The 12,653-nt window shown below is 42.5% G+C and carries 5 protein-coding genes; 1 reads left to right on the forward strand and 4 read right to left on the reverse strand.

The window, feature by feature from the left end; all coding sequences use genetic code 11:
- Window positions 1–92: 92 nt before the first annotated feature.
- Both ACN9MR_RS14265 and ACN9MR_RS14270 read right to left on the reverse strand, forming a co-directional pair.
- Window positions 93–5,855: a cellulose binding domain-containing protein gene (locus ACN9MR_RS14265; protein ID WP_426324574.1), complete on the reverse strand. Its 5,763-nt coding sequence runs from the start codon at window positions 5,853–5,855 to the stop codon at window positions 93–95.
- 785 nt (window positions 5,856–6,640) lie between these two features.
- Window positions 6,641–7,474, reverse strand: a complete 834-nt coding sequence (locus ACN9MR_RS14270; RefSeq protein ID WP_426324575.1) for a hypothetical protein — start codon at window positions 7,472–7,474, stop codon at window positions 6,641–6,643.
- Window positions 7,475–8,612: 1,138 nt separating this feature from the next.
- On the opposite strand from ACN9MR_RS14270, the gene ACN9MR_RS14275 reads away from it, so the two are divergent.
- Window positions 8,613–9,689, forward strand: a complete 1,077-nt coding sequence (locus ACN9MR_RS14275) for an RICIN domain-containing protein (RefSeq protein WP_426324576.1) — start codon at window positions 8,613–8,615, stop codon at window positions 9,687–9,689.
- A gap of 503 nt (window positions 9,690–10,192) precedes the next feature.
- On the opposite strand, the gene ACN9MR_RS14280 is transcribed toward ACN9MR_RS14275, so the two are convergent.
- Window positions 10,193–11,725 (reverse strand): glycoside hydrolase family 43 protein, encoded by a 1,533-nt coding sequence (locus ACN9MR_RS14280; protein ID WP_426324578.1) that lies wholly within the window; start codon window positions 11,723–11,725, stop codon window positions 10,193–10,195.
- Between the two features lie 140 nt (window positions 11,726–11,865).
- Entirely contained in the window at window positions 11,866–12,636 is a 771-nt protein-coding gene (locus ACN9MR_RS14285) for a 3-keto-disaccharide hydrolase (protein ID WP_426324580.1), read from the reverse strand.
- Window positions 12,637–12,653: the final 17 nt, after the last annotated feature.

The raw sequence follows: 12,653 nt of genomic DNA on the forward strand, positions 1-12,653 counted from the left end.
TACCATGTAGTCCGGCTACCCTGACAATCAAATAAAATCATATAAAAAAAACCGTCTCATAATTAACTTATGAGACGGCCTCTGGTGGTATTTCATTTATCCACTATCAATCTTATCGGTGCCAGTTTATTGAGGTATACAAAATAAACGCCTAGACGATAATTTCCTGATAAGCCGACCTGCAATTCACGGTCTGCAGCACGATAGCTTCCGCTTTGTATAACACTGCCTACCACGTCTCTGATGGTTACCTTAATATTTTGATCTCTGAGATCCGGGGTAAGTCTTACTTTGAAAGATTGATCTTTAACCGGATTCGGATAAATGATATTACTGGCTGATAACTCCTGGGCTAAAGGCTCTGCCTGGATTATACCTGTACGGGGCTGTGTACCTGAAAGATTACCGGGTTGGCCGAAACCAGATGCAGCAGGTTCTATTCCGTATATCAGCTGACCTTTGTAATAAAGCGTGATGTGGGCATTTGAGTCCATTGCTGCCTTAGGCAAATACGAATGATCGTTGGATTCGTTAAAGGCTGACCAGTTGGTTTTATTGATGCGGAACTGGATATTTCCGGTACTGCTTAGGGGAAATAGTTTTCCTGCTGACTGATCGACCGATAATTCCAGGTGGGTGTCGGCACCAGCTAGCGAAGGACTTACCTCTGTAAAATTCCCTTTGATCTTGTTATTTCCCAGTTTGGCATAATCTACGGTCATATTCAATCCAGCTGTTCCTTCCTTGCTAAACCAATAACGGGCGGTCAGGTCGCCATAATCAATGGCACTGTTGCCTACATTTTTAATGGCAATATAGGCACTGATGGTGTTGCTGTTTGCAGTCAGGTTTTGATTCTGATAAAACACATTCAGTTTGGTTGTAGCCTGTACCGGCGCTGGTTCTGCTCCAGATATCAATTTACCATTGCGGTATAGGGTAATGTGGTTATTTACGCCGTAACTACCTGTATTGGCCTGGTAAGAATAATCATCGGCTTCGGAAAGATCAGACCAATCCTGATTGGCAAACCTGGTGCGGATTACCCCACTGTTACTGTTCCCATTTAACTTTCCTCCGGATATAAAGCTATATTCCATATAACCCAGGGCGCCTGAAGCAGGATCTGGCAGTTGTACATATTTCATCTTCACATTACTGTTTCCCATTTGGGCATAGTCAACCCAGGTATTGATTCCGGCATAATTTTCTGCTGTAAACCAGTAACGCATGGTAAGCTCATTGTAGTTTATCCCGGTCGAATCCTGGTTTACCAGGCTGAAATTTGGCCGGATCACATTATTGCTAAGCTGGCCGTTATCACCATCCATTGATTGTACCTGGATGTTAAAGGGAACCACACTGAAGGCCTGGGTCACACTGGCTGCAGCATAGGTTCCGTTTCCTCCCTGTTGTGCTGTGATAACGGTAGTTCCATTACCTGCCACCTGCAGTTTATCGTTTACGATCTTTGCAACCGTGGTATCTGAACTCGAATAGTTAAGCGGCAAATTAGCATTTGATGTTGCACTTAAAGTCACATCGGCATCTCCGATCCTTTTAGCAGTCAAGCTGGCAAAATTAATCGTCTGCGCAACTTTATTCACGGTTAACGTCTGGCCCACAGGTACTGCGGCTGTATATTTCTCATTTCCTTCCTGAGTTGCAGTAATGGTTGTGATACCTGCCCCTTTAATCTGAACCATATTGTTGAGCACTGTTGCCACTGTTGTGTCTGAACTGGCATAACTGATTGCCAAACCTGAACTGGAAACTGCGCCAGCGTTAAAGCCCGTATCGGTAACCGTTTTATCCGGCAAAACATTAAAGTTGATGGTCTGTTCAGATTTTGCACTCTGGGCAATCTCGGCGTCACTTAATGCCCTGCTGTAAATTTTAAACTCATCAATAGCGCCTTTAAAGAGCGGATCGTTAAACTGTGATTTACCCAGGTAATTTAACGTAGTGCCTGTAGCCGTACCTGAAACGGTAAGTTGCATGGGTTTAATCGTCAGGGCAGCGTTAGTTGATACCAAAGCACCGTTGATGAACAGCTTAGCGGTATTTCCTGATTGGGTAACTGCCAGGTGTGTCCATGTATCTAACGGAAAGGCATAATTGGCACTTACATTCAACTCGGTCCCGCTCTTTTTAATGGCATAACGGACCGTTGAGAGCTTTACGCCATTTACAGTCGGCGTTCCTTGCTGAACGGTAAGGAACATATACTGTGCAGTACCGGTACCGAAATCGAATACACGCATCCAGGTAGAGAGTGCATCCATCTTTACCCAGCTTGAAATGGTAAAATCAGATAATGTTTTGACAATTCCTGTCGGCAATGTAGCATAAGAGGTTGCTGTACCATCAAGTTTTAGCGATGTCCCTTCCTTTCCGCTAGCCCGGCTTGCCGTAGCAGCCAGTGTGCCATGGTTGGCGCCCCAGCTATCGATAGCGCGTGTTCCAGCAGCTTCATCAAATTTAAGGTTAACAAGCTGGCCAACATTTGGTAGTGCCGCTACTTCAGTACTCACAACTGAACTATCAGCTGCAGCTACAATATAGTAATATGGTGTGCCATTACTTACACCAGTATCTGTGAAACCAGTGTTTGTCTGGCTTGCTATAGTAGTATATGGCCCTCCAGGAGTAGCCGCCCGTTTTATATTGTAAGTAGAATTGGCAACAGGACTCCATTCCAGTATATTTTTAGCGTCACCGGCTGCAACGGTCAGGCTTAAGGGAATTGTACCTGCGGGTACAAAAGCGAAAGGAAAGTTATATGGAACCGGGTCATTATCACTTCCAGGTACAGACTGTACCTGGTTACCGTTAATAAACCAATAACCATTTCCAGCCGTTTGAGCACGCTGAACAGCATAAGAGGTTCCGTTAAAATAAATATTCATGGAATTCCAAACATCCTGGTATGGCGATACCGTACGACCAAACTGCGCATTCTCATTAATATAATTGCTAAAGCCAGATGGTGCGCTGAGGCAAATAATTTTATACCTGCCATTACCTTGCTTTTTAACGTTCCAGATCTGCAATAATGGATCAGGATTGGCAACATCAAACAATGGTGTATTGGTCGCATTTCTGGTCCAAAGTGAATCATTGTTAAGGGGTTTAAGGAAATAATTCCCATCGGCCAGCATATTCGTTTGGTAATACATAGACGCTTTATACCGTTCTATGGCGTTTTGTAGCACAGTATTAAAGCCACTGATTTCGATCGGGGTTGATTGCTGGTTATATTGCTGCTGCACATATGTAATGCTGTCACTTAACTGTGTATTTGCTGTTACAGGAAATCTTCCAGGAATATTGGTTGTACTCACAGCTGTTGAATCGCGGAGCCATTTTGCCTCAGCTAACTTTTGCAGGTAAGCATCATTCAATTCCTGTGCAGAAACCAACTCTAGTCTAAAAATCTGGTTTGTACCATCAAGCCACCTGTTGATGTTCATCGTGGCCCCGTCTGAAGTACTTGAACCTGGTACCTCCAATGCTTTCTGACTTTGTTTGCCGATGATATTAAAAGTTCCGTTCTCCCTGTCTTTAATAAACCAGATCTGGGCCGGATCGGTATCTGAATAGGTGCGTTGTTCGATGATAGCGCCATTAGCTGTAGCATTGTTTACCACATCCAATGCTTTTCCGCTAAGCAGATTGATTATTTTATAATCGGTACCCGATAGCTGGCTTATAGTCCAATGCTGATTACTTGTTGACTGATAAGTTCTTTGTCCGATCAGCGCCCCCTCGGCAATAGAACTATTTTTTACCCCTACTGCCTTATTGCTGTGTGTGGCAATAATCCGGTAAATACCTCCCTGTAAACCTACAGTTTGAGGTACATAAGGCGCTTCTGGCATGTCTGAATCTGCCGGTGAATCCGGACTTGTGCCCACCATATTTACCGCACAAACTTTGTAATAATAAGTCTGTCCGTTAGCTACACCCGCATCTAAGAAACTGTTTCCGGTAAGGCCAGAAGCAATGGTGGTGTAAAGTCCGTTTTCTGAAGATGACCTTTTAACGGTATAGCTATCTGCACCGAAGGAAGAAAGCCAGCTGAGCTGGACCTGGTTATTTCCGCCATATGCGTAGATAGAATGCGGCGCTTCGGGCAGGGTAACCATCCCCCCTTGCCCTTCTGTAACACTTACATTATTAAATACAGCAGTATTCAAAACACCGTTTGCATTTGAGCAAACCATTAAGCCGACATAGGCCTTGCCTGTAAAGCCTTCAAACCTTCCCTGTGCTTCCGTAGCCCAGCTTGTACCGTCAGGAGAATAGTATGTATTAATCACATCACCTATGCGTTCAATCTTAACCCAGTAGGCATCTTGCGGAATCGGCCTTTCCTGTTTTTCCCAGTTAGAACCTCCCCTAACCTCGGTCCATCCATGCATAAACGACTCGGCCCGCTTACCGGATTTAATGGCAATCCATATCCTTTGCGCCGATGTAGATGTAAGATCAGAACGGAGCATGACCCCAGCTCTTGCATTCAGGGCGCCACCTCCTGCCGTTTCCACTTTGGCAATGATAGAACAGTTTCCGGTTACTTCCTTGTAAACGAAGTGAAAGGCATCGGCCGAGTGCGTCAGTATCTCTGCACCACTTCCACTTACCGTCCAAACATTATTGTTGTAGGAACTGCTGCCTGAAGGAGAAGCTGTTCCGATATCCAGAGAAGTTAAGCCGCCTGTTCCCACTTTTCCGGCAGGTGGTACAATTTCGGTTTGTGGCGGAACCGCAGCGGTAGAATTGTCTTCAGATTTATAAAACCAAGTATTTACCAGATCAAAACGCCCGGGAATGGTATTAAGCCTTTTAGATACGTAAGGTGTACCGAGCCCTTTACGTACATTATAGGCACCGTGAAGTAGGGTTAAACCCCATCTTCCACCATCCCAGCCATAGGGTGCAGCAGTAAGATAATACCAGTCTGTGGTTCCAAAAGGTACAAATCCGATGGGTTTGCCTGTATTCGTTTTAGCAAAATATTCTCCTAAGTAAAGTAGCCTGTTATCCAGCTCAGAATAAAGGTCTATTCCTTGCTTCCAGAACACTTCTGCAGTAAAAGCCATCCCACTCCACATGCCATGGGAGTGTCCCTGATCCCTTCCGCTTTCCCCATGTTCTCCACTGGGCAGTGTATTTTTAAATCCAGTAGACCCAATGTACCGCATCAGGTGAACGATATGCGCCATTTTTGCGGGATCATCAGAAAAAGCAGCGATAGCGGCTCCCCCAGCTATACTCAATGTACCTTTATTAGCCGGCCCTAAAGCATAACCTGCGCAACCTGTACTCGGCCAGTATACGTTATTAAACAGATTTTTTACTGCTGTCGTATTTTCAGCTGTCCAACCGCTCCAGCTTCCACGAAGAATGGAAGCGGCACCGCCATAAGCATAAGCGTAATCGCCTAAATCGAGGTTGGACTCAATTCCCCCAAATTCCGTTTGGGTAGTGGCCCATGCCATTAAAATATCCCTTGATTTTTTAGCATGTGCCTCATTACCCGTAAAATTCCACATCATGGCATGAAAAAATGCAGCAACCATATCGTTTCTCCATGGCTGAAGATTGACATTGGGATTGCGGCTAATGGAAACATAAGGTGTTGGCATATAAGTCAACTGCGATTTGCCATCTGCCGCCAGCAGATCGTAAGCCTGTTTCCAGGGATAGTCTCCGGCTTGTACATGGGCCTTCAAAATACTCAGATCTGAACCCGACAGCGGAATGCCCGGGTGAACGAAGGTCTGTGATCGTGCGGAGAGGCAAACACTCAAAATAAATGAAAGCAGGATAAAAAAGTACTTGTTCATCATAGTTTATGGTTTAGGTTATTAATTATTATTTATCGGTTGCAAAAATGAGGCATGACAGCTGGCTTGGAGTGGCCCTGCATAAAGAAAGAAGTATCTGATCTGTTGTATCTAACGTAAAGTGCATTAGCATGGCAGCTATCATCTTCCTGTTCTGCAGGGCAGTAGCAGGCTATAGCGAGGGCATGACACATTTTAAATGATATCATCTGTTAATTTATTTTGGTTAGATTTTAATATTAACCTTTGGCAATAGGACATCGCAGGTTTATATATTCGAAAGACAAAATCGTAAGCCCTCTATACTCTTTTTTGTAAGATATATTTTACAATTTAAAATCTATATCCCACAATTGGGCATTGCCGGTTATATTTAACTCAAATCGGCCAAATGCACTCCACGCAAGTTATGCTCAGATTACATTTATGTTGATCTAGTGATCTAGCCATACCGCGCCATCGAGTTTCAGCTATCAGGAGTGGCGATGGCCAATCAACTGAATTTGTGTCGGCAAATCAGAGGAATTCAGTACAATTGCCGCTAAATCGCTGGTTGGAGGCGGGCAAATAATATTATAGGAATTTTCTGAACTTTTTACCGTACCGGAAATAAACAACGTACACAAACAACTGAATATCAGAATATTATAAATAGTTTTATTTATATTGTATTCAATTATTTATTATCAAAGTTTTATATCTCTTCAAGCAAAAAATGTAGTGTAAAGCAGTATAAATTTATTCCAAAAATAATTACAGGTTCGATGCTGGGATTTATATACTATTTATCAATCTGCTTTAGTTACCTTAACATCAGTAAAGTGGCCTAACGTACCAGGACCTATCCATAACCCGATACTTCCCCGAATATCTTTACCCTGCTTTAAGTCATTTACAATTAAAGTAGGCTGAGCAGCACCGTTAACATACAGCCTGGCAGTTTCATCCTTTACTACAATTTTTATTTTGATCCATTCTGCAGGCAATATATCTACATATGCTTCATACTGTCCTGGTGTTTCCTTTCTTAATTTTTCCCAGGGATATCCCGGAATAGAAATATACTGGCTGGAATGGTTTCTGCGCAATTGATCATTTGCCCGGCCATTGGTAGGGCGTAAATAAAAAACCTCCATTTTTGATGCGTCTAAAGCCGTCCTGAACGCAATACCTACAAAGCCACGGGCAGATTCTCCAGCGTTTGCAAGTGGTTGTCCACAAATTGTAGCTTCAATTACGCCGTTATGAAATTCGATATCCTTTAAAATTGCAAGTGTATTGTCTCCATTAGCTTCACCTTTTATCTGCAGGGCTAAGGCATTTTTACCTTTATGGGTAGATTTTTCGACAGTTACCTGAAACGGAATTACATCAGATGGAATTATTGATTTGTGCTGCGCTTTAGATTTCAAACTAAATACTAAGCTTAACACCAAAATAAATAAAAGCTTTCTAGTCATATGGAAAATAATTTTCAGTATTCTAATCAATCTAAAATAAGAAAAATAATGTTTTTCAAATCCATAAAGGCCGATATATCCGCTGCGATGGCCAGCTAATGATATGACTGTAGCTGAAGGAACCTGACTGGCACAGTTATATTTTTTTAAATTGGTTGCCATAATTTTTGTTTTTTAGTGAGAAAATGTTTGTATAAAAGGATTGCTGTTTATGCCGCTATGTTTAAATCCATGCTCCAAACCTAACGGCTTTGTGGCATTGCCACCCCATTTTGAGCTAAAATGAGCTAAATTGGACCAATTTACACAGATAATGAGCTAAAATGGACCGTTAAGGTTGGCCCGCGCTGCCACAGCCAGACCACTTGTGGCAGCCAGCTTAAGGGCAACATGACCATAAGCGGTGTGCCAGATCGGCCAAAACAGGCATTGGCTTTACCTTTTAGGTAACCAAAAGGTAAAGAATAGGTAAGCCTGGGGTAACCCTGGGGTTAACTTGGTAGCAAGAAAGGGTAAACAACAGGTAAAGAAGGGGTAATCAGAAACAGTCCTTTTCGCTGGCTTTCCAGCTGGGCAGTCGGCAAATCTTTTAGGTAAAACCGATCGCTACCAGATGGTTTTACAGCTTAAAAAAGAAAGCCATTAAAAAAAATTAAATATTACGTAACGTCCTCTGCCAGACTAAAAATTACCTGAACTACAGCCTGTAAGAGCGCACATTCAAAAAGAAACAGACCGTAAAAGTCTCTGATGAATACTTCTCCACTTTGCTTCACTTCATAAAAAAACTAATATATTTTCTTGAAATTAAAGGTTTTGACGGTGAACTGCCTAAGCAGATTTCGGCACGATCTAAATCAAAAATAAACGTAAAAAAGACGCTTATAAAAGGCTGCTTTTTCTTATTTAGCTTAACACCTTGTAATAAAAAAGGAAAACGAAGAATTTACCCCCTAATTTAGGTTAGATTACCCCTCACTACAAGCACATTTTTTATGGTTAATTTGTTTCAACCAAGTATAAAAATCTGGTGAACTACCAGAAGTATCTTTTACAATTCTTTTAATCGTTACCGCTGTTTAGGCAGCAGCAGTAAGGAACGGGCATGTGATTACAGGATAAACCAAAAGCCTTATAAACCAGACCGTTTTAAAAAAATGAACCTTTTTAAAACAAGGTGATTACTATAGTTTATTGATCATAAAAAGAGGGACTCACCTCAAACGAGTAGCATATGCCCTCTTTAAAATAACCAAACGAACATGTTCATATGCCTGTTCATTCATTCTTACCTAATTTTATGAAAACAAAATCATTTACTTTACCCTCAGCCAGCATATTGATGCTCGGATTTGTTTTATTTTTTGGCAGTTGCAGAAAAAACGACCTTCCGGATCCAGACAGCACGGATAAGCTTTCGGTGAAAGCAAAACTGGGTGCAATACCGCCAAATGAAACCCCATTGTCTGTAACCAACGGCACCTTTTATATCGTGAACCGAAAAAGCGGAAAAGTACTCGATGTTGGTGGTTTTCAGACTGCTGACGGCTCGAATGTTTCTCAATATGGCGGTACAGGCGGAACAAATCAAAAATGGAACCTGACCCTGCTTTCGGGTGGTTACTATTCGATTATTGGGGTACATAGCGCCAAAGGACTTCAGGTAGACCAGGCGGGAACAGCTGATGGGGATAATGTGAATATATCTACCTATTCGGGCGCTACAAACCAGCAATGGCAATTTACCTCATTGGGCAACGGATATTACCGTATCGTTAACCGAAACAGTGGTAAGGACCTCGATGTTGCCAACCAGTCAATCGCTGATGGCGCCAATGTTGCGCAATGGACTTACTCGGGCGGAGAAAACCAACAGTGGTCTTTGTTAACGGTCAATGCAGGCGGTCAACTGAATTGGGTGCTTAACAGTACAGGCGTACCGGCTGATGTAGTCGCCCGAATTACCACCGCTATGAATGATGCCTGTGCAAGATATAACGCTGGCGCCAATTGGCCCGCCCGCACACTAACCGTGCAATATAACACGGGTGTGCCCACAGCCGATGGCAGTACAAACGGGAACATACGTTTTGGTGCAAATACCAGTTACCAGAATGTTCGTACGGCAATGCACGAAATTGCACACACCTATGGTGTAGGCCTAAGCAGCGGATGGACATCGAATACTGGTACGGGCGACTTTTTGGGCGCAAACACAGTAGCACTTATCAAAATTTTTGATGGCACGAGTGGCGTGATACACACCGGAGGCGGGCATTTTTGGCCTTACGGTTTAAACTATGACAATGAATGGAGTGAAACAAATGCCTTTAGACATGTAAAATTGGTTTTTGCAATGCGATCAGACGGGATGTAGGGCAGTGCAGAGCTGCTGCTAGTATTGAATTGAAGAGGGTGTATCATAAAAGCGATTTCACCTCAGATGCTGTCATGTTGAGCCTGTCGAAACACCTTAAAGTGTATTTAAACAAGTCCTTCGACAGGCTACCATTGACAGATTCAAAAGAAAGGTCGTCATTGCTAGGAGGAATGAGAGCCTGCCCCGACTTTTTCCGGGAAGCAATCTTTCATGCTAGTGATCCTTGTCATAAAGATTGCTTTCCCGAGGTCGGGACAAGCCGTCGGCTGAAAAAGCCTTCTTGCAATGACGATAATCTGAGAGGATTTAATCTTTTAAATTCTCCTGATTTCGTTAATATGACTCGGTTCACATCAATTGGGATGATAAAAAAGATTTGTTCTGTCTTTAATTTAAAGGTCCTTAATCTTTATTGGACTTCCTTTTTTCATATTTTCATTTTGGTTTTTGATTCTTAACCGATTTTAATTGTAATTAACATTAAAAACCTGCAATCGGAATTAACGAATGAATTTCCATTCATCAAACAAAAAACCTGCTCCATTAAACACAAAATAGATATTCGTTATTCCTTTATCTATTTTCAGGTCTGTTTTCTTTGAAAGTGTAGTCCATTCCTTTTCATCACATACCAGGGAAACAAGAGGCGTACCTTTAAGATTATTTACATAAACATCAATTTTACCTTTTCCTTTCATCCTGGCTTCGAATTTGGCCGGAATCTGTTTGCTAAAATCGGCTCCCCGTACCATGATACATTGTTGATCTGCTTTTCCTTTGGCAACCATATTGCCAGGATTACCAACAGCCTCGAACTGGACTTGCCCCGATGTGCCTGCAGTAGTTTCTGCCTGCTGAAGAACGAATGGATTTAACGGGTTAAGTTGTGCCGTACCTTTAAAAGTTGCTTTGCCCATTTGGAAATTCACATTCTTTTCATCCACCTGCATTTCTTCGATACCCACATTACGAAAACCACCTTTGGTGCCAAAATAATCCTGTAAATACATGGCATGGTAAGCAATATAGTATTTCCCCTTAAACTTGAACAGGTGAGTGTGATTGTTTGTCCAGGGGCCTACATTATCATCGCCAGTATTTTTAAAATAATTATCGCGATACTTCCAGCTATCCGCACTTAATGGTGTTTTACTGGTCATATAAGACATGTTGCATTTGGTTGGTTTGTCGATATTGCTATAAGGCCATTCCGTGCGTTCTTCCCAGTTTGTATTATAGGTATAAACCCAGGTCCCGTTGATAAAGTTAAGGTCGCTTGCCTCAAAAAAATAAGGAGCGGGTATTTTAGCGACATCGCTGGCCAAACTGATCATATCTGCTCCTAATTTGACGATTCTAGCATTATCCGGCATATATTTCGTTTTAGGTGATCCGCCTCCAAAAGTAAGCCAGCCTGTACCCTGGTCATCAATCACAACTCCGGGATCGAATGGCGCATCAACATCCACACCGGCAACAGAACGGTCTATTATATTCTTTCCCAATGGGTCTTTCCATGGGCCAACCGGAGAGGTGGAAGTAAGCATGGCTGTGCCAATACCACTATTGGAGTAATACAAATAGAAGTGCGTCTTGCCATCTGCCTCCAGCCTTGATGTAATAGAAGGCGCCCAGGAATTCTGACTCCATGGTGCCAGTTCGGCAGTATTGATGAGACCATGATAGGTCCAGTTAACCATATCATCGGTAGACATCATAACCAGTGTACGGATACGCTCGTATGAATTTTTCCCATCCTTTCCTACATGCTCATACTGTTGATGATCATTAGTGGCGTACACATAAATTCTTCCATTATATTCTACAGCTGTCGGATCGGCCGTAAACATGAAATCTAATAAAGGATTGGCATTATTGGAGGTAAGTTTGGGCGAAACATTTGCGAATTTTTCTACTAAATTTTCACTAACTACTTTCGATTTATCTACTTTAGTCTGCGCTTCCACATCCTTTTGACATCCCAAAAAAGAGATCGCAAAAACCGTACTTAACAATACTTTTTTTCTAAACATATTTTTTTATTTTATCTAACGAATACTCGCTCGCTAAGGGTTAATTTCAATTGCTACGATGCCGAAAAGATAATTTACGGTTCTCATACAGGGATATAATTGGTTTCTATTAAAAAAATCGATCAACAAAGGGATACTTGCTACAATTTCCTTAACCAGATATTGCGATAGCTGATCGGTTCACTTTTATCTCCATGACTCTGTAATTTAATTGGTGAGGCGCCATGTTTTCTGTAGGTTGGCTGGCCAATATAAGGTGTGTCTCCTTTGAGTATGGTCGCATTCTGCACGAGAATGCCATTGTAAAAAACTGTTGCTACAGCCGGTGACCGTAAAGAACCGTCTTCGTTAAAACGGGGAGCTGTCCAGGCGATATCATAGGTTTGCCACTCTCCTGGTTTTAAACAGGCATTTACCATCGGTGGTGATTGCTTGTAGAGACTGCCAGCCTGCCCGTTTACGTAGGTTTTATTGTCGTAATTGTCCAGCACCTGCAACTCATATCCGCCGGCACCCCAGGGAAGAGCAGCCAGAAATATACCGCTGTTACCCCGGCCCTGGCCACTTCCTGTTATATTTTCTGGAATCCTGTATTCAATGTGAAGCTGAAAATCCATAAACTTCTCTTTTGTCTGGAGATCGCCCACAGCCTTATCTACTATCATGATCCCTTCAGCTAACTTCCATTTTTTTGCTGAAGCAGCATCGCCGGAGTTTACCCACTGATCCAGATCTTTCCCGTCAAAAAGAACTATGGCATCTGAAGGCGCTCCTCCAGGCACTTTAGCCGGGCTTACCTTTGCAGGTACCGGGGTCCATACTTCCGTATCTTCTGGCTTAGCCGATTGCTGCGCCTGAACGAGCAGTGCATTTGTTACGAGTATCCCAGCAATTAATATTGATCGTTTCATATTATTGATTGATTTTC

Source organism: Pedobacter sp. R-06 (assembly GCF_049913135.1).
GTDB lineage: Bacteria > Bacteroidota > Bacteroidia > Sphingobacteriales > Sphingobacteriaceae > Pedobacter.